The sequence below is a fragment of the Trichocoleus sp. AS-A1 genome (assembly GCF_039962015.1).
Lineage (GTDB): Bacteria > Cyanobacteriota > Cyanobacteriia > Cyanobacteriales > FACHB-T130 > FACHB-T130.
In genome coordinates this window covers 35809-60204 of record NZ_JAMPKG010000030.1, presented here as the reverse complement: position 1 = coordinate 60204, position 24396 = coordinate 35809, and the positions used below count along the sequence as shown (strand labels likewise).

The window sequence follows — 24396 nt, the reverse complement described above, 5'->3', positions numbered from 1 at the left end:
TAACAGCATCTGGAATGCCCGAATTGCTAAATCCCAAAAAATGTTATACTATTCAAGTTATTAGGGCATGTAGCTCAGTGGATAGAGCATCAGATTCCGGTTCTGAGGGTCGGGGGTTCGAATCCCTCCATGCTCGTTGAAAGCTCTAAAAAGAAGAGGCGCGATCGCGTCTCTTCTTTAGCCTTTAAACTTTAACCTTTCGAGTAAACGCAATAACCACTCGCCAAAATCCCTTTTAAAAATTTGGAAGGATTCACTTCCCGCTCGATATCTGGCGAAGCAGAAATATCAACTCCCCTCAGTTGTTCTGGTAGCAGGGCAGATTTATGGGGTTTTATCGTGTATTGGGGGCATTTTTGCGAGAGTTGGGAATTTTTCAGCAGCCAGTTGATTTCCCGCAACGAGTATTGCTTTAAATCGGCTAAATTGAGTCCGGATTTCCTGACTTTCCTCAAAACGTTATCCAGAATATTTGCCGGACAGTATCGGTTGTAAAATAAATCCTCAAAAATAAAGACTCCCCCTGGCTTGATGACACGAGCAATTTCTGCCAGGTTCTTGCTGAGTTGTTGTTTTTCTAGGTGAAGAAAAACACTACTTGAGATTACAAATTCTATTGAATTGTCCTCAAAGGGCAACTGACCCATTGGCATACAAATCAAAGAAAAATCCGATGAAGAGAATAAATTGTATGCCTTATGAAAGGTCAACATCCGACGCAGCATATTTTCGGAAATATCTATTCCGTAATACTGATTGCAGGTAATTTTTTTTTGTTTTGAAAGATAGGCAGCATGTCTGCCATATCCACAACCCAGATCCAAAATCGAATCAAAATGTTTGCCTGTCGGAATATTCTCCCAAATTTCTTTAGGAGTTTTTTGAGAAGGGGTAGTTTGTTCCCATTGCAGTGCAGCTTTCTCCCAGATTTGCTTCAGATTCAATCTGGAATCAGCTTCATAGTTTTTCGGGAAAAATATCTCATTGAGCAGTTGAAAATTGTTTAACTGAAGTTGAGATTTTTTTAAGGTCGGCATTTGACTCAATCTCCTCCCCTAGGCTGTGGTTGGATGAAAGCGACTATTTTGTATTCTTCAGTACCCCAGCCTTAAAGATTCGGGTAACTCCGTAAATATCCGGACTGATGTTCTTTATATTTAATCTTTCCTTCAAAAATATTGCTATGGCTGAGAGCTTATCTTTACTTAAGCTTTAAATAAAAAGAGAGCTGACCGCAGAAGTATAAAGTTTCTGTAAAGAAGACTAAAATTCTCAAGACAATAAATTCTGGATTTTCTCGTAAAATCAAGGCTTCTAGGCGATTTAACCGTTTTCAATCTGCTTCCAAATTAGGAAAAATGACCGCACTCCGGGTTGTGGGTGAGAAAATGCTTATATCCGTATATCTTCGGATATAAGCCTAAAGATAGAGTCGTTACCGATTCCAGATGCTGAAAGCAGTATTAGATTTCTGTATCGTCAGTGTTTTCCCTCATCCCTCTGACAATTCGGGAGAGTTCGCTCTTTTCATCAACCGCAATCCGAGTAGGAGAACCACTGATAATTCGTTCGTAATTCCGGAACGAATCCTTAATTTCAGCTCCTGCATCACTAATCGTGTACTCGCGGATGCCTTTTTCATGCCACGAACCCCGCATTTTAAAGACATTGATAGCGCGGGACATTTCACCGCGAATTTCCACATATTGCAGCATCAAAATCGTGTCTGTAATGGTAGAAATATGGGAATCCGTAATCGAGTGGGAACCCATAAAGTGGTCTGTGGTATTGGTAAAAAAGCCAGTGATTTCCTCTTGCTTGGCATAACCTGTAACACCAATCACAAACTGCCGGAAGGCGTTGTTGCTGACGCCTCGAGCTAATGCCGAAAGCGAATCAATGGCAATGCGAGACGGCTTGAATTCAGCAATTTCCGACTTAATCATCTGCAAGTGGTCTTCTAACCCAGCCGACTCTGGATAGGTGCAAAGGATTCTCAGCAATCCTTTTTGTTCCATCTCCTCAAAATCAATGCCCCAAGAGTAGGCGTTGCGAGACAGTTGGGCACGAGATTCTTCGTAGGCAAACAAAATGGCACGTTCGTTGTTCGTACAGGCAACTTGCAAAAATTTGCTGACTAAAAGCGTTTTGCCAGTACCCGTGGCACCCGTTGTCAGAATGATAGAATCTTTAAAAAATCCACCTCCACACATTTCGTCAAGGGTTTTGACACCCGAAGACACCCGGACATTAGAAGAACGCTGGGTAAGCCGCATCGCTCCTAGCGGGAAAATATTGATGCCATTATTGGTCATGGTGAAAGGGTATTCCCCTTTCATGTGAGTGGTGCCACGAAGTTTAAGAATTTCAATCGTGCGACGACGGCGTTCTCCTTCCAAAACGTTGCGGACAATTGCCACGTTATCGGAAACAAACTCTTCTACTCCGAACCGCGCCACCGGGCCATATTCTTCGAGCCGTTCCGTCGTCATCACCGTAGTGACGCCAATTTGTTTGAGGCGAGCTACTAAGCGAAAAATTTCTCTTCGTACCACAGAAGCAGCATCATATTGCTGAAAAACAGCGGTGACAGAATCGATAGAAACCCGCTTGGCTTTGTATTTACGAATGGCGTACTGAATCCGCTCAATTAGGGCGGAAAGGTCAAAGTTCCCGACGACTTCCTGCCCTTCCGGATCGGGTGAAGCATCCAGAATAAATAACTTTCCTTCATCAATTAAGCGTTGCAGATCCCAACCAAAACTGGAGGCATTTTTGATGATATCGGTAGGAGATTCTTCAAAGGTAACAAATACCCCAGGCTCATCAAAATAGGCAATTCCATGATAAAGAAATTGAACGGCAAATAATGTCTTGCCAGTTCCAGAAGTACCACTGAATAAGGTAGTTCTCCCTAAAGGTAAGCCTCCATGACTAATATCATCGAAGCCTTCAATCATCGTCCGGATTTTTTGTACTCCCACCGGAGCCAATTCGGCTTGTGGCTCAATCGGATTAGTTTTACTCATCGCTCTTCCGTCGCAAAAATTGGCTCTACTTGCAGAAACGGGCTAGGAAACCTACAACAGTTTAAAGTCTAAAGTCTTCAGTCCGAATTAAAGTTTATAAATCCGCTTCGGCTTCAGCAAGTTCTTCATAGAGAATATCTAGCCCTACCAAGACTTTTTCCCGATCTGAAAGATCCCCAATGATTTTACGGACTGGAGGCGGTAATACTTTTGCTAAGGTGGGTGTGGCTAATATTTTATCTTCCTCTGCCAGTTGCGGATTTTTGAGAACATCGATCACTTTGAGAGCGTAGACACCTTGAAACTCGTGTTCGAGGATATTTTTGAGTGTTGTCAAAGCTCGTACAGAATTGCTAGTATTTCCAGCAACGTAGAGCTTGAGAACATAAGTTTTCTTTAGCGCACTCATAGCTTAGGGATTAGGGTAAGAGTTTTGGAGTGGGAAATCGGGATTGTCTAAAGTCTAAGGTTTTTTTCGGAGTCTGCTTTAAATGAATCGCTTAAAGCGTAGGCTCATGACTCTCTAGGAATGGAACGGCGATACATTTCGCACAAGTGAGCAATGACATCAATTAAAGTCAATCGATAGTCCAGTAAGACTTCTTCACTCCGCCCCTCTAATTTCAGTTTTTTGGAAAAATCATCCATTAATTCCATGTGAATTTCAACAATTTGAGAAACAGAGAGATCGGCAAAAAAAGCCGTTGTCACAAATTGGTCGATTATTTGATTCAGTGTACTCTCTGTGGAAAAGTAACTGAGAACAATTTTGCGGTATTCTGCTCGGAGTTGCTGTAAAAGTTCTTGCTTCTCGGTTCGGGATAGATAGCGGAAAAAAGACTGTGGATTTCGCTTATAGTACACACCCAAGTATCCTAATCGCTCCTTAAGTTTTTCAGACAGCCGTCGCTGCTGTAGCATGAGAAAATTTTGAGTATGCAACTCGGTGATGGGATCGACGGTGATGGAGCGATCTGGCAGGAGACAGGTGGGAGCAAGAGTAAGAAACTGAGCGATCGCCCGTTCAATCAACCGCGCGATCTTGTCCGCTTCGGTTGCAGCTACATAAACTTCCCCAGGGTGGTAGATGTAAGTCTCCAAGGCTTGGGTAGAATTCGGGGCGGTACGGGGGGGATTTTGCCCCTCTAGGGTGGTCGATCCCTGACTGGCTTCGTCTGCTACCCCAGATAAAATCACAACTGGCAGCAGTATGCCTTGTTCGTACAAACGATTGACGAGGGGGCGCAACGATGAGTCTTCTTGTAAAACCAAACAATCAATTTGTTGCTTGTACTGCTCAACCCAGTCAAACAACTCCGGTAAGGACGATATCTGGTTTAGAAGATAGCGATGTTCTACGGCGATCGCTTCTTTGGGGGATTCGCTGCACAATGAATCGCGTAAGGACTGTGCCAGCGACTCCGAGCGCACAAAAGTACAAATAGACAGCGGATGATGCAAAACTTTAACTATTCTAGAGTAGAAATTAAATTACTGTTTGTCTGGAGACATCGCTCAGGAGGAGGATCTCTCACCGGCATTCTTCATTAACTACTTAATATTAATTTAATCATTAATCCAATTGTTATTAATTGTAATTAGTAGGCTCAAGAAGCCCCCTCGACCGAGGCATAATTGAGCAGTACCTTGTTTTTGCTTTTTTAAAACTAGCTCTACGAAATTCAACCTTTGTCAACTCCTTTTTAAATACCTATAGGCTGTAGGCAGGGAAAAACCCAAGCGCTCTCCGCACCTACTGAGCCTCAGCGATGAATTCGAGCGGCGACGTACTGCGTGCGTTCTTGTTGCACTTTCCCCTAGCTAGGTTGGTCATGTCCATATCCACTCCCAGTTTAAAGGAATTTATCGAGCCAGTTCCCGTTTGCGAACAAACAGTGGCATTGGTGAGGGTGCTGGAGATTTTTAGCTCTGGTAGTTGCGATCGCCTGGTGGTGGTCAGCGAACAACAACATCCACTGGGAGTCATCAATCTGCGGGCAATGATGCCTCATCTTCTAGTAACAAATTCGTTCAGCCAAAAAAATTATTTAGTTGCTCCTTTGACACTGGATTTACAGCAACCCCTGTGTCATCTGAATTTTCCGCTGATTGAACGGTTGACAACGTTACCGAGTCAGCTTTCTCTGAAGGAATTTCGCCTGTATTTGCGCTCATGCAATTCCCAAACACCGCAACATTGGGCTGTGGTCGATCCCACTCATCAATTCTTGGGTTTGTTAGATAGCCAGCGGATCTTGAAATTCATGGCAACCGCCGAAGGCAGCGAGGAATGGGGCATCGGCAGTAGTCAGAAGAGAGCTTCCCAAGCCTATACCCCAGGAGAACTCCAAGAAGACGCGATCGCCTTGCGGGAAGCAACCGCGCTCCGAGAAGCCGCCCTCCAGGCATCCGGACATCTACGCAAACCGCCCTTCCCTTGGTCAGTCGCAACAAACACAGTTCAACGCCCTGCTGCGGAGAAGCCGACAGGGGGACAAGTGGGGCAATCGCACGGCGGGCACAGAACCTTAGTGCAACTGTTGGAACAACTGCCATTGCCTTTAAGGTTGCAAACAAGTTCTGGAAAAGCGATCGCCCAGAACCTAACTTGGCGTCAGCAGATTGGGGAAAGCTTTAACCCACCCGTAGTACAGCAAGAGGCACCTGCCAGATTAGATTCCTTGCCCTCGGTGTGGAGCGAGATATTCGCCGGAAGTTCTAGCGCCCAGGAAATTCAGCCTGCTCGGCGATGGGAGCCTTCAAAGCAAAGCAACCGAATCGATTTGGGTGCAGATGAAGCCTCTGTTAGCAGTGATTCTGCCAGCGTGATGTCAGCGACAGAAGCCACCCTGACTCTAAATAACCCTCTCGATAATTCCTCAGCAACCCAACCTTCTAGAACCTGGAAAAAGAGCAACGAGCGCATTTGGCAGTTTGTCAAAATTCCCCTGTGGCAGAACGGGGCTGAGTTAGAACTTCTCGAAACCTTAGACAAAACCCCAGTACAGGAGTTCCGAGGAAATTCTTATCTTCCCGCTTCTTCCTCTTCACTGAATCCTGACCCGCAATCTTCAGCACTCGGCACTGACTTATGGCTGGTGATGGCAACTGATATCACGGAACAGCAGCAGGTTGCCAAGGAACTAACGGCTAAAAATGCGGATTTGGTGCAACTCAACCGGATGAAAGATGAGTTTTTAGCCTGTATCAGCCACGAACTGAAGACTCCCCTAACTTCCGTGCTGGGTTTATCCAGCTTGCTCAAGGATCGGGTACTGGGACAGCTGAACGAGCGTCAGGAACGCTATGCAAAGCTGATTCATCAGAGTGGGCGTCAGTTGATGACGGTGGTCAACGATATTTTAGATTTGACCCGCATGGAGACGGGGCAGTTGGAACTGTCGCCAGAACCCGTGAATCTTCTGACAGTGTGCGATCGCGCTTTATCTCAAGCGAGACAACTCCAGACCTTGAAAGACCAACCGGCGACGGGGCATGAACCAGTCAGCAACGCCAAAGAGGAACTGGGTTTTACGCTCAGTATCGAACCTGGATTAGAAACGATTGTGGCGGACGATTTGCGTCTGCGCCAGATGCTCACGCACCTGCTTTCCAACGCCCTCAAATTTACCGAAGCGGGCGGCGAAATTGGACTGAAAGTTAGTCGGTGGGAAGGCTGGATTGCTTTTACTGTTTGGGACACTGGCATTGGTATCCCAGAGGCAAAACAACATTTAATTTTTCAAAAATTTCAACAGCTAGAAGACCCGATGACCCGCCGCTTTGACGGGACGGGGTTGGGGCTGGTTTTAACCCAAGGTTTGGCTCGTCTGCACGGTGGGGATGTTTCCTTTATCTCCAAACCCGGTGAGGGAAGCCAGTTTACCCTGCTACTTCCTCCGATTCCCCCGACGCGCAAGGAGGAAGGAAGCCGGATGAAGGCTCAAAAAAATCGGGATGCATCCTTCACTCCCCATCGTTCATCCTTGAACCGCAATCGGTTGATTTTGATCGTTGAAGCCGCACCCCAGTACATCGACCATCTCACTCAGCAACTCACCAGTTTAGGCTATCGAGCTGCGATCGCTCGTTCCGGGACAGAAGCCCTCGAAAAAGCACGGCGATTTCAGCCACAAGCCATACTGCTCAACCCTTGCTTGCCGCTGCTTTCCGGCTGGGACGTGCTGACTCTGCTCAAATCAGACGACCAAACCTGCCACATTCCAGTCATCGTGACAGCCGCTAACGCCGAAAAAGAGCAAGCCGCCTCCAACCGAGCAGATGGCTTTTTAACACTGCCAGTCCAGGTGGAAACTTTACGCCACAGCCTGACTTGTTTAACCAAGCCAAAGCAATGCACCAACGTCAGCCTGACGATTTTACATCTCACTTCTCTTGAGCAAGCCGCGATAGAATTCTCGCCCACCGCATTGGGACTCTCGCCAAATCACCGGGTTCTAGAAGCCGACGATCTAGAACAGGCAGAACTTCTGGCTCGCGTTTGGCAGCCGGATGTCGTTATCCTCGATGGTGGGGGTCTAGAAGATCCGCTTGTCTATCTCCAACAACTTGCCTCACAGACGACCCTAGCTTCTCTACCTTTAGTAACGCTAGATCGCCCAACGACTGAGGCGGCAAATCAAGTGAGCAGTCTTTGTGTCTTTCCCTGTTTGGCAGGAGATGGGAACGATCACACCGCCGCCTTATTGCAGGTGATTCAGATTGCCGTCGGGATGAGCTGTAAGCCAAGCATTTTAGTCGTCGATGCGCGATCGCTGATGGATTTGTCGGCAAGCGTCAATCGCTACCCGACCACCGAAGCCTTCGACCCTCGATTGTTCGCGAAACCCCAGCGGGGCAGCTCGAAGGCATCGCCTCTGATTCACTACCTACAAAAAGCCGGGTTTAGAAGTATACTTTCGCGCTCTTGGACTGAAGTATTGCGGCAACTTCAACAGCAAAACGTTGATTTATTGCTGATCGATCTGGCAGACATGGAGCTAAATCCAGCCTTGATGGAGGCGCTGGCTTCCTTGAGACAGATGCCTTTTCTGCCGCCGATTTTGGTGCTTGAGCATCAAAATGATGGGGTCGATGAACCTACCTTAGAGTTGCCGGAAATCCTCAGCGCGATCGCTACCAAAATTCTGCGCGTGCCCACCCTATCGATGGCAGAAGTGTTAGACCAAATTCACCAAACCCTTACCCAATCAACCTACTAACTCTCATCCCCACCTCACCTTCTCGTTCCCCGGTGCAGGGGTACGGCATTGCCGTGCCTGCTGAAATGTTGGCATGGGCGACTACCTGCTCAGGCCATCTATAAGCAGTAACTTTTTATACACCTGTTTCCCGGCGTATTTTCCCTTGACAATGCCATAATTCCTTGAGTATATTGCACTAGTAGTAGAACATTTGTTCTATTTAAAGGCTGTGTTCCTGGTTAGATTGCGACACTCTGCTGTAGGAAATTTACCTACGACGGAGCAACTTTTTTATGGAGAAAAAGCATGAATAAATTGGCGTCCAAAGACAGCAAAGAACAGATTCTGGAAGCCTTCAAACAACTAATTGCAGACAAGAAAAGAATCGAGTCAAAAATCGCGACTAAGGAACAAGAAGCAGAAAAAGAAAAGAACAAAGAAGTTCTTCAAGCAGCTTCTAATTATACCATCGATAGTATTGTCAAAGGTCTAGCCGATCTGCAATTAGAGTTTGGCGGAATTGTTTTTGGACTCTCCGCAAAATTAACGGGTGAAACTTCAAAGTTAGACGAACTAAAACGGGCGCTAGACATTGAAACGCAGCATTTGCAAGAACTTCAGCAAATCAGAGTAGTAGCAGATGCGCTGCACATCTTAACGCAAGGACACCAAGAAAACCTAAAATCCCTTGAACAAAAAATAGCCAGCGAACGGGAAGCACTGGAAAAACAACAGTCTACCATCCGCAAATCTTGGCAAAAAGAACAGGAAGAATTTGAAACGACACTCCAAGAACAAAATGCTCTATTAACTGCCGAACGCCAGCGGGAAGTTGAAGAATATCAATACGATTTAGAACGTACTCGGAAAATAGAGACAGATGAGTACGAAGAAATTAAGCGAAACCTGGAACGGGAATTGCAACAATCTGAAAAAGAGAAAGAAAAACAGTGGTCAGAGCGAGAAAACAGTCTGACAAAGCGTCAAGCAGAATTTACGAAGCATCAAAAGAAAATAGAAGGATTTCCTAAAGAATTGGAGGACGCTGTTAAAAAAGCCAGAGAAGAGGCAATTAAAGACGTTCACCAAGACGCTAAAGTGCAAGCTGATTTGTATGAAAAAGAGTGGGAAGCGACTAAACAAGCGAATGAATTTAAAATTCAATCCCTAGAGCAGACAATTAAAAAACAATCTGAACAAATAACAGAAATGACTGCTCAACTTCAAGCTGCCTTGAAGCAAGCACAAGATATTGCCATGAGAGCCTTTGACAACTCCTCCGCTAAATTAACAGGCACGGAAAAGAGAAATTAGAAATTCGCTTTTATCTGGCTCCATAAATAGCGGTTCTCAAAAATAGGAGATTATCAATGGCAAGAAAACCCAACGACAAAAACACCAAGGCTGAAATCTTAGCGGCGTATGAGGAATTAAGTAAAGAGAAAGCAGCGTTAGACTCGCAACTGAAGCAACTGAATCAAAGTAAACCACCAGCGATTAAAGAGAAACAACCATTGGAATCGAGGATAACAATGAATCAGGCTGCTGCGGATCAACAAAAAATGGAGCGGGTAATTGAAAGTCTGGCAAAGCTGCAATTAGGATTCGGGAGTGCTGTCAGCGAGTTGTCAGAGAAACTGACATTAGAAGCTTCTAAGCTACAAGAACTCAGGGGTTCAGTCGCCACAGAAGTTAAACAATTAGAAGAACTACATAATTTAGAAATCGCAGAAGGAATGTTGGATACGCTCATCCAACAGTATGAAGAAAGTTCCAAAACTTTTGAAGAGGAACTTAGCCAAAGACGTGAAAATTTAGAACAAGAAACACTAGAGCAAAAAAACGCTTGGTTCAAAGAGCAAGAAGAACGTAAACGCTCGATTAAGGAGCGCAATGAAACGCAAGCTAAAACGCGCCAGCGGGATGCTAAAGAGTATAAGTACGATCTAGAACTCCAACGCAACATCAACCAGGACGAGTACGATCAAACCAAGAAAGGTTTGTATAAGCATCTGGAAGAATTCCAACAAGAAAAGGAAAAACAGTGGGATGAGCGGGAGAAAGCGATCGCTGAAGGAGAAAAACAATATGACGAGGCGAAAGCTAAGGTAGAAGTATTTCCTAAGGAACTGGAAGCGGCTATCAAAAAATCCAAGGAAGAAGGCAAAGGCATCGCCCATTACCAAACCAAAATTAAGTCTGATTTGTATGCTAAAGATGTGGAAATGCAAAAGCGTTTGCACGAACAGAGAATTCAGTCGTTAGAGGAGACGATTCGCAATCAGGATGCGCGAATTCTCAGTCTCTCGAAACAACTCGATTCAGCCCTCAAGCAGGTTCAGGATCTGGCTGTTAAAGCGATTGAAGGGGCATCAAATGCTAGTTCCTATCAGTCATTGAAAGAAATCACGCTGGAGCAAGCGAAAACCCTCCAGAAAAACAAATAAGATGATTCGTTCGGTTGCATAGATTGTAGAGACGCGAAGCGGTGCTGCTTGGCGTCTCTCGCGTCTCTATAGAGGGAAAATTCTCGCGTCTTTTTACTAACCGAACTATTTATCTGCTGCTTCTACGGCGCAGCTAGCATGCCTCCTCCAAGACCCGCATCGTGCAACCTTTGGGCACCAATATTGCGGCTGAGTACCGCTAGTCCCGCCAAATGCGCTTGCAAACCGGCTGTACTGGCGCAGCAATCAGTCAGTACAAGTGGTTCAATGCCGATATCGAACAGATCCATTGCAATCTTCAACACGCACATATCGGTATCGATACCGACGACAGAAATCCGCTCAATCGAATTTTCGCGCAGGTAGTTCACCAGTTCTTCTGGCATTCCGCACAGTCCCGACTTTGAGAACACAAGTTCTGGTTTGGCAAAGGATTCGAGTTCTGAGACAAGGTTTGTTTCTGCGTCGCTGTCGCAGCCGTGCCAGTTCAGAAAGCGATAGTACGGCCCGTCGGACACATTGATAAAGCGTGTAAACAGAATTGGCGCGTACTCGTGACGCTGGAGAAGGCGGACAACACGCTCCGGGATATGATGCGTGAAGTCGTTGATAAAACCAGATTGCACATCGACGATGAGTAATGGCTCGGACATCTAAACGCTTCCCTTCAACAGCCTTGCTTTCTACTATGAGCCGATTATCTCGTAACCGCCCCCTGTAGCCGCATCGTACATTAGAGCGATCGCGTCATCATCTTTTGACTGCACAGCTTTTGACTGCACAGAGTCAATCAATACAATTGCACCCAAATAATCGGGCAATTCCAGCGAGTCAAGCAATTCTTGTTCGCATACCGTGCTATCAATTGCCGCACAATTTCGGGAATGCGACAATTTTGTTTTTTTAATCCACAGTTTTCCTAGCGGAATATAGTATATTTGGTGAAACCTCTTCAACGCATCCCCGCAACCAGCGTTCGGCAACTGTAATTGCGATCGCTCTGGATTTTCGTAGCTGTTTTAAAATTGGATGACTATCCATGACTGCTTCCCCGTTTTTATTACCTAGCTCTGCTCACCTGAAGCGACGTACATTTTCTCGGCGCTCTCTATTACCCTTAGAGCAGAATTATCTCTGGCAAATTGAGACTGGGGTAGTTCGCACCGTAACCTGGCTCGAAGACGGCACAACCATCACGCTCGGTTTATGGGGACCAGGAGATATTGTTGGCAGAGTGCTATCCAAGGCTAACCCTTATCAAATTGAATGCCTAACGCTGGTAGAGGTAAAAGTTCTGCCGGTTAGCAAGTGTCACGAAGCCACCGAGTCTATGATTCTGCATATTCAGCAATTTCAAGAATTCATAGAGATTCTGCATTGCAAATCGGTGGATGCTTCCCTCCTGCGACTGTTAACTTGGCTGGCGAAAAGGTTTGGGCGTGAAATCGAGCAAGGAAAACAGATCGATTTGCGCTTGACACACCAGGAAATTGCCGAACTCATCGGTTCTACCAGAGTCACGGTGACGCGACTGCTCAATGAATTTGAGAAGCGGGGAATTATTCAGCGCCTGCCTCATCGCTTCATTGTTCTGCAAGAGCAACAACCGTTCTGGCACTACGAAATTTAATCCGATTAAACTACATCCCTTTCAGGGGTATAGAGCGTGAATGGTGAGCGATACAAAAAGTAAAGGGCGGTAGAATTCATCGCGGGTGCGCGATCGCTTGGCAAACGAGCGCACCTATCTGGGGTGGATGCGGACAGCGATCGCTTTGATGGGTTTTGGCGTCGTCATCGTCCGCCTTCGCAACTTCTTTCCGCCCCAGGCGCACCGTCCAGGCAATGGCTGGAAGTTGGGTTTAGTCTTCTCTCTAGTGGGTCTGGTAACGGTGCTACTTTGTACTTGAGTCATTGCAGCACCTAACAGTAACGTTGTTTCTACTTAATTGCTCAATTTAAAGAGTATGCGGGGAAGGTCTTGGCGTGTTGGGGTTTGACATAAACTAGCTGCTGGGGTTGCAGTTGCAACTGGTTTAAGCGATCGCGCGTAATATAAGCTGTCACTTCCTGACCATCCTTAAAACGCAACTCAATTTGAACTTCCCAACCTAGATGCACGATGCGGTTGACCTTGGCTGGGGCAGCATTTTCGTCAGGCACCGTATGGATCGCGACATCGTGGGGACGCAAAAACACATGAGAAGTTGGCGACTCCAAGTTCGACAAGCGAAAAATACCAGCAGAACTTGGTAGAACATTCACTGGACCAACGAAACTCATCACAAACGGGGTTGCTGGATGGTCATAAATCTCTGCGGCAGTCCCGACCTGTTCCACCCGACCTTTGTTAAACACCACAATTTGATCGGCAAGTTCCATTGCTTCTTCTTGGTCGTGGGTAACAAACACAGTGGTGACATTCACTCGTTCGTGTAACTGTCGCAACGAAGCTCGCAATTCTTTCCGCACTTTCGCATCCAACGCTCCAAACGGCTCATCCAACAGCAAGACTTCAGGATCGACAGCCAAAGTTCTCGCCAAAGCCACCCGTTGCCGCTGTCCCCCAGAAAGCTGAGAGGGGTAGCGATCGCCAAAGCCATTGAGCTGCACCAAGTCTAAAAGTTCCTCTACTCGGTGTCGAATCCTGACTTTGGGCGCTTTGCGTAACTCTAGACTAAAGGCAATGTTTTGGCGAACAGTCATGTGTTTAAACAGCGCATAGTGCTGAAACACAAAGCCGATGCCGCGCGATCGCACGCTTTGCTGGGTCACGTCCCGATCGGCGATTCTGATTCTACCGCTGTCTGGAGTCTCTAAACCTGCAATCAGCCGTAATAAAGTGGATTTCCCCGATCCAGAAGGTCCCAAAAGCGCCACTAAAGAGCCACTTTTAATATCTAAATTGACCCCTGAAACCGCCTGAAAAGAGCCAAATCGTTTCGATACGTCTTCAATCAAAATACTCATAGCGACTGTTTCCCAATTTTCTTAACGTGCGGGTTTCCTTGACAAAAAACCGAATTAGGTTAGATAAATCCCTTGAATCTACGGTTTATCGCTCAACTTACTGTACATTTAATACCATAAAACTGAGAACACTTCTACCTGAAGGATGAGGGTGGCTGGTTCGATGAGGAACTCCGTCGGGAAGATCGCTCACGAGAACGTCGCTCACGCTTTGATTTCAAGGCACTGAGGGGCGAGGAGATGCCATACACACGCACTCTTTTCTAATTCCTAAGTGCTGTAAGATTTAGGCAATTCAATCTACAGTTTACGGATCAAGATTCCTTAATTTGCGGTCAAAATCTCTTCTAATTCATCTTTTCTAGGCTGGCTAAACAAACTCAGCTAAGTGCGATGAAGAAGGGAAAATCGCATCCTGACGTACCCGTAGAGATAATCAAAAGCCCAGACTACAAGAATCGCATCGCTTCACATCGAAGCCGCGCCATATCTGACCAATGTAGGCGGCAGGACGCCGGAATCTACTGCAACTGAATTTACTTTCACCCCTCGCTCTTAAAAGTCCTAAAAGCGAAGTTATTGCTGCGCTGCATCTTGATTCGATGCAGCGTCTTTTTCCGGTGTTTTCGTCCGATTGTCATCGTGAAGACGAATCAAGGGAGACTTCTTGAGTTTCTTCACTCCACTAAGAACCACCAATGCAAATAGCGTTCCAATCAGACTCATTCGCCATAATCCACAGCCTGCGGCTGCTCCCAATCCAGCCGCCAACCAAATAGTTGCGGCGGAAGTTAGCCCCTTGACTTCGGCTTTTCTAAGTGTTTGATGAGATTGTTGCAGAATCATTCCCGCACCCAGGAACCCAACTCCCGTAGCAACGCCTTGGATGGTGCGACTCAGAGCATTGGAAGAAGAAAAGGTATTGTCACCATCCACCTGCAAAGGAATCATTACAAATGCGGCAGCGCCTAAGCTAACTATCATGAAAGTTCTCAAGCCAGCAGGTCTACCAGGCTGCTGGCGGTTCATGCCAATGGCACCACCAACCAGTAGTGCAGTGGTAAGTCTAAAAGTTACACTCTGCCAATCGCTTGGGCTAAAAAACATCGAACTCATTGCTGGAACTCCCAGAACAACTAGAATACCGATCCCTCAGTCCCCCAACGTACTGATTGAAAACTGGGCTATGGTACTCCAGTTACTTGTGACTGGCTAGGCGATATCTTCCCTATTTCACAGTAAATACGGTAATCCGCCCGATTTACTGTACTTTAAAAATCAATTTAGGTTAAGAATCGGTTAAAAGCAACCATAAAACTAAACTGGCGATCGCTCTCTCCGCTTGCAGAGAATGCAGGGGCACCTCTGGCGGGTGCCCTGCCTAGAGTGATGTCACCTCCCAGAGGTGCCATGAATGTTTTTACTGGGCGATCGCAAATAAAATAAATGCGATCGCGTCTTGCATCAAAGTATTAGCACTAATGCACTGATACAACGACTCCAACCGTTGGTTTAAACCAGAACTGGATAATCCTGAATTTCCGGTTCTCGAAATAACGGTGTACTCAGATAACGTTCGCCAAAACTGGGTTGCACCATAACAATCAAACGACCTGCATTCTCTTCACGTTTAGCAATCCGAATTGCAGCACCTAAAGCAGCTCCCGCAGAGATACCCGACAACAACCCTTCTTCTCGACCCAAGCGGCGACCGTAATAAATCGACTCCTCATCCGTAACAGCAATCACTTCATCGATTAGCTCTGTTCGGAGAACTTCTGGGATGAATCCAGCACCAATCCCTTGAATTTTATGCGCTCCCGCCTGACCGCCAGAGAGAACTGGACTGCTGACGGGTTCTACAGCGATCGCTTTAAAACTCGGTTTTCGTGCCTTGATGACCTCAGCCACTCCCGTCAGCGTGCCACCCGTCCCAATTCCCGCAACCAAGAAATCTACTTCACCGTCAGTATCAGCCCAAATTTCCTCGGCTGTCGTTTCCCGATGGATTTGGGGATTGGCTGGGTTGCGAAACTGTTGCGGTACAAAAGCATTCGGAGTTGTCGCCGCAATTTGTTCGGCTCTGGCGATCGCTCCCTTCATGCCTTCAGCTCCAGGAGTCAGTTCCAGCTGGGCACCATAAGCTTTGAGCATCGCCTGCCGTTCTTGGCTCATCGTCTCTGGCATCGTCAAAATCAAGGCGTAGCCTTTCGCCGCCGCTACCATCGCCAGCGCAATGCCAGTGTTGCCAGAAGTAGGCTCAATGATAATCGTTTTTCCCGGCTGAATGAAACCAGCTTCCTCAGCAGCTTGAATCATGCTGACGCCAATGCGGTCTTTTACTGAAGCAGTCGGGTTCATCCCCTCCAACTTCGCAACAATTCGCGCTACACAGCCTTCAGATTGCGGAATCCGATTCAGCTCAACCAGAGGCGTATGACCAACTAATTCCGTGACATTATGAGCAATTCGCATCTTTACTACTCCGCCAAAGTTAGATGTAAAACATGGACTCAACTGTTGACTCTCATCCCATTTCGAGAGCAGATCCTGTAACGTCTCGCACTGCAAGACGGCGTGAAGCGATCGCCCGTGGCGAATCCTATCTGTCGGTGCTTCCTGTCAAATTTCCTTAATCGCAAAGTCTTCAAGGGTTTGCGAAGCAGTTAGACTCAAGGGTTCCAGTTTCTCTGTCCCCTCTAAACAAGCCAGCACCTGTCACACCGTAATTCGCTGGGGTTCCTTCGCCAACAAATAACCTGATGAAAGCGCCTCGTTGACTGAGGACTAAACCGCAGCGCCACAACGTCATCAACACCTGCGCTAAATAGCGGTCTGGTATTTGTTGACCGGCAGCGATGTGGTCTATTTGCAGGATGTCTCGCGGCTTGTGGTGGCTGGCTAGTTCTAGGAGAGCCAGGAAAGCGTACCTCACCTTACAGGACAGTCCATCGCATGGGATTCTCTCAAGCCAAGAACGTTTTCCACTATACTACGGTTCGTCGATAGGAATTATGCAGTTTTAGGATTGTTTTTGTAGATAGGCTATGGCATACTCCTACTTAGGAGCAAAATTACGGTATCCCTACCAAATTACGGGGGATTCAATTTGCTTGCTATCCATCTCACACTTGAAGGGAGAAGCGCCTCTTGCTGAAAACTGCGATCGCTGATTTCCAAATAATTTTTCAGCGCGACCCAGCGGCACGCAATTGGCTGGAGGTGCTGTTCTGCTATCCAGGCTTACAAGCACTTTTCTTTCATCGGGTGGCGCACTGGTTTTATTGCCTTGGGTTTCCCTTCATTCCTCGCTTGATTTCCCACTTGGCTCGTTTCTTCACGGGAGTTGAAATTCATCCAGGAGCCAAAATCGGCAAAGGCGTTTTCATCGATCACGGCATTGGCGTTGTGATTGGAGAAACTGCAATCGTGGGAGACAACGCTCTGATTTACCAAGGCGTGACGCTCGGCGGTACTGGCAAAGAAATAGGCAAACGCCACCCAACATTAGGAGAAAATGTCGTAGTGGGAGCGGGGGCGAAGGTGTTAGGCAATATCCAAATTGGGAATAGTGTCTGCATTGGTGCCGGTTCCGTTGTTTTACGGGATATTCCGTCACATTGCACGGTCGTTGGCATTCCGGGTCGAATTGTCCGCCGCAAAGATAATTTGGATGCTTCCGTTAACAATGAAAGCCTGCAAGATCCAGAAGCGGAAGTAATACGGGCTTTGTTTGACCGGATTCAATTTTTAGAGGAGGAAATTGAATCGTTAAAAATTCAAAGAAAGGTACCCGTTGCCATGCACGCTAGCCTTCAGAAGGCGATCATTTCAAATGCTTCTAATCGGCTGATTACGGAGTTCCTCGACGGGGCAGGCATTTAGATAATTTTAGATAATTTAAAACTTCAACACTGTTTCTTAGTAAGGCGGGATGGGGTTATTCCCAAAGTACTGAACCAACACTTAAATTTACAATTCACTCAGGTTGTCTCGAAGCGATCGCTCTTGTTTTTTAACTGCTGCCAAAAGTTCGGCATTTTGGAGGATGACTCCAGCTTGATTATTAAAAATTTGCATATATTTTTGATCGCTGTCATCAAAACTAGCCCTAAAATATTCCGGAGCTTCCTCTTGTAGAAATGCCAGCTGATCGGGACTGTCATATTCTGGAAAGTCTCCTTGCTTTCTTTTATTCACTAATTGAGTCACGCCAATCAAATCACCATCGGGACTAAAAACTGGCATACATAGTAAGCTACAAGTGCGATAACCTGTCTGAAGATCGGTTTTTTTGGCTGTCTCCGAATCTGGGCGAGAATATAAATCAAAAGGAATATTCAAAGGCTCTCCAGATTCGGCAACTTTGCCAGCATAACCTTGTCCTACTTTCACCCGCAATTCTTTTACCGAACCATCGTCAAAGGGAATCTGCGTCCACAATTCACCAGGCTTTTGATCTAAAATCCACAAAGTACTGCGGTCGGCATTCATCAGTTTCTTAGCTGCTTCCATCACCCGTTTGAGAATTTCTTGAAGATCCAAACTGCTTTGATTCACTGAACGAGCTGCTGCCATTAATGCGGCTGCCACTCGTTGCCCTCTAGCCGTTTTATGATAAGAGCGGAAGCTTTCTAAAATCATTTGAACCATTGGGGCATTTTCCGCAAATCGTTCTTCATCTGCTTTGGTAAAGCCCTGTCGATCGATTCTTTCTGCTAAGGATGCAGTCCGATCGCCAAATCGCTTTAATTTGTTGAGTAACTGAATAACTGCGACTAAATTTCCCTGCTCATTTAAGAGTGGCAACGCCAACATTGTATAAGTGCGATAGCCGTTTTTTTTGTCTTGCTCTTTTGCTGCATCAGAGCGAGGATCGTCATAGAAATCGAAGGGAATATTGATAACTTCTTTGCGGGCTGCCACTTCGCCCACAATTCCTTTATTAGCAGGTATCCGAATTTCTAAAGAACCATCTCCATCGGCTTCGGCGATAATTGACCAAAATTCATGTTTGTCTTCATCTAATAAAAAGATACTCGTGCGGTCGGCACTCAAAGATTTGCCCATTTTTAGAGTAATCGAACGCAAGGTGCTATCTAAAATATCATCAAAACCCTGGTTATCCATGACACTATTGAGCATCGCCAGAGTTTGACTGACCACATTTTTTTGTTGAGATTCTGCCTCTTGTTTGACGCTGGCAAATTTCTGGGCATTTTGCAGAGCAACCCCCGCTTGAGAGTTAAAAATCTGCATATATTTTTCACTATTCCCATCAAAACTAGCCTTGAAGCATTCGGGGGCTTCGGGCCAATGATCTGGGTTATATTCTGGAAAAACACCCGGTTTCTTTTTATTCACTAATTGGGTAACACCCAGTAATTCACCATCAGGGCTGAAAACGGGCATACACAGTAAACTACAAGTTCGATAACCCGTCTTCTGATCTGTTTTCTTAGCTGTCTCCGAATCAGGATGCTCGTACAGATCGAAGGGAATATTTAAAGTTTCTCCCGATGCAGCCACTTTGCCAGCGAAACCTTGCCCTACTTTGACTCGCAAGTCTCGAACAGAACCGTCCTCAAAAGGAATTTTAGTCCATAGTTCATTTGCCTCTCGATCGATTAGCCAAAGCGTGCTGCGATCGGCATTCATCAGTTTTTTTGCCGCATCCATGACGCGACCCAAGACTTCTTCAGAGTCAAGGCTGCTTTGAGAGAGCGATCGCGTTGCTTCTGTCAGTGCTTCTGAGGCTTGTAGTCTTTGGGTTAATTTGTAACAATACTGACATCTTTCTAGAATTCGTCGAATTGCCGGAGCATAGTCAGCAAACTGTTTTTGATCGGCTTCTGTGAAACCGTATTTATCAATTCTTTCTGAATAACGAGCTTGTGGATTATTCGGCTGCTTTAACTTATTCAGTAATTGAACAACAGCCACTAAATCTCCCTGCTCATTTAATATTGGTAAAATTAACTCGTTGTAGGTGCGATATCCCTTATTTGTATCTGATTCCTCCGCTTCCAACTCAGCGGGATCATCGCAAAAACTAAAGGGAGTGCTGACAAATTTTTTGAAATATGTTAATCGTCCTTTAGTTTCTTTATTTGACAAAATTTGAAGTTCGGGATGATTTCCGTCTTCATGCCTAGCAATAATTGACCAAAGTTCACTTTTTTCTTCATCTATAAAGAAAACTGTTGTGCGATCTACACTCAGTAGTTCGCCCATTTTTAAAGTAATAGAACCTAATATTTCTGAAAGAATATCATCAAATGTTTTGCCTTCCATCACGCTAAGCATCGATAGAAGTTTTTGTTCTTGGGTAGCAACAACTTGCATGAAGTCGGCGTGCATATCCGCTAACGCCTTGTTTACCCACCTCTCGTTAAATACAGAGGCATAAATGCGGTTACATACCTTTAACTTCCCTTGCCGCTTGACAATTACTCCTGATAGTAGTAGTTCGATTTGCTCTGGACTTTCGTCAAATGCTAATTCATCTTGTTGCAAAATTAACTGATAGAGATCTAGTAGCGCACGGCTTCGTTGTCCAATTCGGAGAATGCGATCGCGTATCGTCTTTAGATGCGGTGGTTCATCCATTGCTTCCCAACTCTCGATGATCCGCGAGCGCACTAATCTCTCAACCCAATCTGGGATTTGGCTAATGGGTAATAAGTTTTGCTCTGCTTGTTGAAGGACTAATTTACAAAGTTTTTGGGTAAGAAACGGCTGTCCTCCCGTCCAATCTAATACCGCTTTTAGCATTTCTTGAGGATTGCTAATTTTCCCTGCTAACCCCCCTGCTAAAAGCTGCGCTTCGTGTAATTGAAAGCCATATAATTCAACCGCCCGACCGATATTAAAAGGAGTCCGGTTTTTGTCTTGCATCAAATCAGAGGGACTCGCTACTCCTAGCAAGGCAAAAGTCAGACGTTCGTATTCATTGCAAGCACGAATAAACGCAAAAAAGTCATCAGTCTTAAAATTTAAGCTAAGGACGTTATCAATTTCGTCGATAAAAATAACAATTTTCTGGCTGACTGATGTTAGCAGCTCTTGTTCGATAAATTCACTCAAGCGCTGCACCGGAGGTAAAAAAGCGCGATCGCGCAACCAACTCTGTAAGTTAATCTTGTCTGAAAGCTGGAAACTCGTCACCAACCGCCGCATCACTCCGGCATACCACTGATCCGGCGTAATATCTTGGCTACCAATTTTCGTCAAGTCTATCGCTGCACAGGCAAATCCTTCCGCTTGCAACTTGTGCATCGTTCGCACCCGCAAGCTAGTTTTCCCCATCTGCCGAGAATTTAACACATAACAAAACTCTCCTGCCTTCAACCCTTCGTAAAGGTCAAAATCTGCCTGTCGCACTACATAAGTAGGAGCATCAAGAGGCAAATGTCCACCGACTTTATAGTTATAGCCTGGGTTTGGCTGTTGACTCATAAGGGCTTCTGATTGGGTAGAAAACACCATGCTTCTGACAAATGAGTTTTTTGTGAGTAATGAATAACTGCTCTATACTTTTAGCTAACAGTTATCTAAAATTTGCCTAAGAGATAGCTCAACTATTAACTCAACTAATCCCTATTAATTTTTAGTTTTTAATTGACAAGCGATCGCTAAAATATTGCCGATATAAATCGAAGCGCGGCGTAACATAATTGCCCTGCAACTGTACCAGCCCCATACTATGCAATTTAAATGCTGGCACCGACTCTAATTCAATGGGTGTGTCTGCCATCACTACTTTAGCGAAAGCATCTGCTAACTCTGGATGTTGTTGCAGATTCCATAAATGTCTTCGCAAATGATCATCGTAAAGTCCCGCCTCTGTGGGTGCAGTTTCTAACAGTTGATCCAGCGTAATCGTTTGCTGCGCGATATGATAAAGCGCCAATCGGACTAAATAAGGATGTCCACCAACTAGCCTCATTAATTGCTCAACCTGCGTTGCATTCAAATTCAGTCCATGCCGCTGAGTTAAATCTTGCACCTGTTCCGGGCTAAAGTCCGGTAACTCAATCGGCAACCCTACATTAAACGGGGATTGATTGACATTCAGAGGGATATAAACTTCCGTTGAGTGTACCACCACCAGCCGGAGTTGTTGCCAGCGATCGCTATCGCCATTCCCATAGCCAGCTTCCTCATACCAAGCCCGCAACAACCCAAAAAAATCGTCAGCAATTTTGGGATATTGAAAAACCCGATCCACTTCATCTAACCCTAATACTAACGGACTGTCAGATGCTGACAGCAAACAATCCTCAAAATAAATCGTGCAATTATCTTTACTACCAAAAGTATCCGTCCAATAATCATCTAATTGATGAGGAAGGCGCAGCTTTCGAGAAATTCGGGCACAAAACCACCGCAAAAGTTGATTTAAATCTGTAAAAACTGCCGTATCCGCGTGCTGAAAACTCAACGGTACCGTCCGATAACCTTGCTCGTTTGCTCGATAAAGAATCCTCGCCATCAGCGAAGTTTTCCCCATCTGTCTCGGTGCCTTGATCCGAATCAAAGCGCCTGGTTGCAAAATCTCCTTGTAACACTGAGTTTCATAAGGAACTCGCTCTACATAAAACGCAGAAGCCAGACGCACCTGACCATTGGGTAACTCTGGTTCTGCTACTGGCAGGGGTGCATCTGAAGAATGCAGGATGACGGATGTCCCTTCATCCTCCTGGGAAATTAAAGGAGTTAGGCTTTCAGGCTTCTCTAGAGATGAATCGATTGATTCCTCAGGTATCCCCACGGATATCCTAGTTAAATCTGCCTCTACAACGCCGGACTCCACGCTTCTTGCCAGTAAACTCAGAATTTTTTGCACAATACTTGGAGTGTCAGCAGGCGAGTTCCACTCAAATTGTTCATTTCCATCAAGATAGCTGCGTAAATCGTGATTTAGCGGAGTATTCGAGGGACAATTAACGCGAATTGTTAGCACGGCTGGCTTATTCTGAATAGAGCGCAATTCCTTCGCTCGTCGCAACTCTTCGATCGCCATTTCACTTACCGCCGTTTGGGGAGAAATTAGCAGCAAAAAGTAGTCGCATTGCTGTAACTCTGTATCAATTTGAGAAAGAAGAGGCGGCGCTGACCATCCGATTTTTTCTGAGGAATGTCTCTGACCCTCGCCTTTCTGGACATCCCTTGTAGGTGCGCCTACACTCGCCATAAAGGCTGTGTATCCAGAAGCATTCAGGGTTTCGTAAAATTGAGTCGCTAGTCCCCTATCTGGCTCCTGTGCGCGGTGCGAGATAAAGATTCTCTTCGTAAATCCCTCTACTTCTTTTTGGGAATGGTTCTGGTCCTTCAGGGGTGGCACTTCTGCTGAGTGCGACTCCTGCTTTTGAGCGCGTTCTATGGCTCCTTTGAAATTTTTTTTGCTAACTCTTTCCTCCAAAACTACCGAAAGCTTCTTCCATAATTTATAGCCAACATCTTTTTCTACATATTGAGGATTCAAAGGATAAATATCTTCATAAGTTTTTCCTTCCCAAGATCCTAGAAATATTTCCCTTTCCAGATCGTTTAAGTGCTTTCCTGTTTTAACAAAAATTATATCGTCTATAAATCTTAATGCTTCGTTAATTTCCATGCTTGCTTGAAAGGGCTATTTGATAACAACTTTAGGTGTTCAGAAACTTCTTTTTTATCGTTTTCTTTTTGCTCTAGCGAAGAAAGTGTATAGCTCAATTAAGGCTAGTGCGTCTTTCGCGGTTTCTTAAAAACAGATTAAAAATCGAGCAAATTTGCTATATTTAACATTTAATAAATTTTGCAACCTGATTCACATAGGAAGGTTCATTTTAAGAGATCGATCGATTAAGTTTACATAGCGTTCTCACCTCTTGCCAATAAAAATCTTGATCAGTCTTTATCTGAAAATAGAAACTGATGGAATCAAGGGCCTATTTAAAATTGCACCTTGCGTATATTTGATAACTTTTTATAAGTGCAACCAAACAGTAAGCCTAGGATTACTTCCTATTATAAAAATGTAGCTGCCACAGCCCGTCGATGGCAATAAAGCGGACAAAACTCCCCTGAGCCAGGGACTCCTTCTTTCTAAGCTCTAAGGGAATCCTGATGGCTGAGTCTAAAGCGTGACGGTCTCCTGCTATTAATCTTCTTACACCTATTAGAGAATGTCTGAAAAGTCCTAATTGAGACGCTTAAACGGTAGAGATATCCCTTGCATCCCCGCGAAGCAGCGCGGATGCGCGAAAGGGATGTGCGATCGCGCATCCGCGCCGCTACACGAACGCTAACGCTAGAAAAAAGGGCAACTTTTGACACTTCTCAGAAATCCTATTGGCTTTACTGGCACTATACTGGCGATTTTCTCTTTCTCCTCCTTGTTACTAGAGTAGCGGTGCTCCCATCGCAGCAATTCGTCGGCTGTGTTGCAGGCAATTACTGAAATGGTATTACACCACCTTAAGAAACCCTGGGAAGGTGCAAGCAAAAACAATCTCCTATAGCAGATAACAGAGGAAAGACTGGAGGTTTCCTGAACTTTCCTGGGGTTTCCTGAATTAATTAGGTCTGATGTGTAACAGGGGTTAGCCAAACTGAATGCTCTCGCGTCTTCAGTTTTGCTGTAGCCTGAAAAACACTCAGAACTTCTGAGCTTTCCTGGTTGCGGTCTGCATAAAGGTAAGTGAAACTACTGATAGAAGTAGCAAGTAAGCGTGTTTTAATTTAGAAAATGAATAAAATTAA

General features: G+C 45.5%; 21 protein-coding genes, 1 tRNA gene and 1 pseudogene. 9 read left to right on the top strand and 14 right to left on the bottom strand.

Going from position 1 to position 24396, the window contains the following annotated elements; all coding sequences use genetic code 11:
• Window positions 1-63: 63 nt before the first annotated feature.
• Window positions 64-136 (top strand) — tRNA-Arg (locus tag NC994_RS20710).
• 55 nt (window positions 137-191) lie between these two features.
• Here NC994_RS20710 and NC994_RS20705 read toward each other — a convergent pair.
• From NC994_RS20705 to NC994_RS20690, 4 genes are all read right to left on the bottom strand, one after another.
• Window positions 192-1037: a class I SAM-dependent methyltransferase gene (locus tag NC994_RS20705; protein ID WP_190437325.1), complete on the bottom strand. Its 846-nt coding sequence runs from the start codon at window positions 1035-1037 to the stop codon at window positions 192-194.
• A 426-nt stretch (window positions 1038-1463) separates the two neighbouring features.
• Window positions 1464-3029: a circadian clock protein KaiC gene (kaiC, locus tag NC994_RS20700; RefSeq protein WP_190415940.1), complete on the bottom strand. Its 1566-nt coding sequence runs from the start codon at window positions 3027-3029 to the stop codon at window positions 1464-1466.
• Window positions 3030-3123: 94 nt separating this feature from the next.
• The gene (gene kaiB, locus NC994_RS20695) at window positions 3124-3438 is read right to left on the bottom strand and encodes a circadian clock protein KaiB (protein ID WP_190415941.1); all 315 of its coding nucleotides are present in this window, start codon (window positions 3436-3438) and stop codon (window positions 3124-3126) included.
• Window positions 3439-3542: 104 nt separating this feature from the next.
• Window positions 3543-4490 carry a circadian clock protein KaiA gene (locus NC994_RS20690; protein WP_190437320.1) on the bottom strand — a complete coding sequence of 316 codons (948 nt, stop codon included), beginning with the start codon at window positions 4488-4490 and terminating at the stop codon, window positions 3543-3545.
• 371 nt (window positions 4491-4861) lie between these two features.
• Between NC994_RS20690 and NC994_RS20685 the strand changes: the two genes are divergently transcribed.
• The 3 genes from NC994_RS20685 (at window position 4862) to NC994_RS20675 (ending at window position 10680) form a co-directional block, all read left to right on the top strand.
• The gene (locus tag NC994_RS20685; RefSeq protein ID WP_190437317.1) at window positions 4862-8251 is read left to right on the top strand and encodes an ATP-binding protein; all 3390 of its coding nucleotides are present in this window, start codon (window positions 4862-4864) and stop codon (window positions 8249-8251) included.
• Between the two features lie 288 nt (window positions 8252-8539).
• Entirely contained in the window at window positions 8540-9547 is a 1008-nt protein-coding gene (locus NC994_RS20680; protein WP_190415944.1) for a hypothetical protein, read from the top strand.
• Between the two features lie 56 nt (window positions 9548-9603).
• Entirely contained in the window at window positions 9604-10680 is a 1077-nt protein-coding gene (locus NC994_RS20675; protein ID WP_190415945.1) for a hypothetical protein, read from the top strand.
• A 122-nt stretch (window positions 10681-10802) separates the two neighbouring features.
• Here NC994_RS20675 and NC994_RS20670 read toward each other — a convergent pair whose 3' ends face one another.
• From NC994_RS20670 to NC994_RS20660, 3 genes are read right to left on the bottom strand one after another with little or no spacing between them, the layout of a single operon-like run.
• Window positions 10803-11333, bottom strand: coding sequence for an isochorismatase family cysteine hydrolase (locus tag NC994_RS20670; RefSeq protein WP_190437313.1), 531 nt, complete (start codon window positions 11331-11333; stop codon window positions 10803-10805).
• Between the two features lie 33 nt (window positions 11334-11366).
• Window positions 11367-11573 (bottom strand): hypothetical protein, encoded by a 207-nt coding sequence (locus NC994_RS20665; RefSeq protein ID WP_190415947.1) that lies wholly within the window; start codon window positions 11571-11573, stop codon window positions 11367-11369.
• Window positions 11574-11583: 10 nt separating this feature from the next.
• Entirely contained in the window at window positions 11584-11721 is a 138-nt protein-coding gene (locus tag NC994_RS20660; protein ID WP_190415948.1) for a hypothetical protein, read from the bottom strand.
• Between NC994_RS20660 and NC994_RS20655 the strand changes: the two genes are divergently transcribed.
• Window positions 11720-12310 (top strand): Crp/Fnr family transcriptional regulator, encoded by a 591-nt coding sequence (locus NC994_RS20655; RefSeq protein ID WP_190415949.1) that lies wholly within the window; start codon window positions 11720-11722, stop codon window positions 12308-12310. The genes NC994_RS20660 and NC994_RS20655 overlap by 2 nt on opposite strands.
• An 85-nt stretch (window positions 12311-12395) precedes the next feature.
• Window positions 12396-12587: pseudogene (locus NC994_RS20650) on the top strand (DUF202 domain-containing protein); the annotation flags it as partial.
• Window positions 12588-12633: 46 nt separating this feature from the next.
• Here NC994_RS20650 and NC994_RS20645 read toward each other — a convergent pair.
• The 4 genes from NC994_RS20645 to cysK form a co-directional block, all read right to left on the bottom strand.
• Window positions 12634-13650 carry a sulfate/molybdate ABC transporter ATP-binding protein gene (locus tag NC994_RS20645; RefSeq protein ID WP_190437310.1) on the bottom strand — a complete coding sequence of 339 codons (1017 nt, stop codon included), beginning with the start codon at window positions 13648-13650 and terminating at the stop codon, window positions 12634-12636.
• A 576-nt stretch (window positions 13651-14226) separates the two neighbouring features.
• A complete protein-coding gene (locus tag NC994_RS20640; RefSeq protein ID WP_190437347.1) occupies window positions 14227-14757 on the bottom strand; it encodes an MgtC/SapB family protein in 531 nt (176 codons plus the stop codon).
• 176 nt (window positions 14758-14933) lie between these two features.
• The gene (locus tag NC994_RS20635) at window positions 14934-15062 is read right to left on the bottom strand and encodes a hypothetical protein (protein ID WP_277881135.1); all 129 of its coding nucleotides are present in this window, start codon (window positions 15060-15062) and stop codon (window positions 14934-14936) included.
• Window positions 15063-15162: 100 nt separating this feature from the next.
• Window positions 15163-16125 carry a cysteine synthase A gene (cysK, locus tag NC994_RS20630; RefSeq protein WP_190437307.1) on the bottom strand — a complete coding sequence of 321 codons (963 nt, stop codon included), beginning with the start codon at window positions 16123-16125 and terminating at the stop codon, window positions 15163-15165.
• A 32-nt stretch (window positions 16126-16157) separates the two neighbouring features.
• Between cysK and NC994_RS20625 the strand changes: the two genes are divergently transcribed.
• The gene (locus NC994_RS20625; protein ID WP_277877696.1) at window positions 16158-16286 is read left to right on the top strand and encodes a hypothetical protein; all 129 of its coding nucleotides are present in this window, start codon (window positions 16158-16160) and stop codon (window positions 16284-16286) included.
• 11 nt (window positions 16287-16297) lie between these two features.
• On the opposite strand, the gene NC994_RS20620 is transcribed toward NC994_RS20625, so the two are convergent.
• On the bottom strand, window positions 16298-16585 hold the full coding sequence (locus NC994_RS20620; RefSeq protein ID WP_347276948.1) for an Rrf2 family transcriptional regulator: 288 nt from the start codon (window positions 16583-16585) through the stop codon (window positions 16298-16300).
• A gap of 215 nt (window positions 16586-16800) precedes the next feature.
• Between NC994_RS20620 and cysE the strand changes: the two genes are divergently transcribed.
• Window positions 16801-17535 (top strand): serine O-acetyltransferase, encoded by a 735-nt coding sequence (gene cysE / locus NC994_RS20615; protein WP_190437305.1) that lies wholly within the window; start codon window positions 16801-16803, stop codon window positions 17533-17535.
• 87 nt (window positions 17536-17622) lie between these two features.
• On the opposite strand, the gene NC994_RS20610 is transcribed toward cysE, so the two are convergent.
• A complete protein-coding gene (locus tag NC994_RS20610) occupies window positions 17623-21108 on the bottom strand; it encodes a GAF domain-containing protein (RefSeq protein ID WP_190437302.1) in 3486 nt (1161 codons plus the stop codon).
• A 151-nt stretch (window positions 21109-21259) separates the two neighbouring features.
• Window positions 21260-23269, bottom strand: a complete 2010-nt coding sequence (locus tag NC994_RS20605) for an AAA-like domain-containing protein (RefSeq protein WP_190437288.1) — start codon at window positions 23267-23269, stop codon at window positions 21260-21262.
• Between the two features lie 597 nt (window positions 23270-23866).
• Here NC994_RS20605 and NC994_RS20600 point away from each other — a divergent pair.
• Window positions 23867-24094 carry a hypothetical protein gene (locus tag NC994_RS20600; RefSeq protein ID WP_190415961.1) on the top strand — a complete coding sequence of 76 codons (228 nt, stop codon included), beginning with the start codon at window positions 23867-23869 and terminating at the stop codon, window positions 24092-24094.
• Window positions 24095-24396 lie beyond the last annotated feature (302 nt).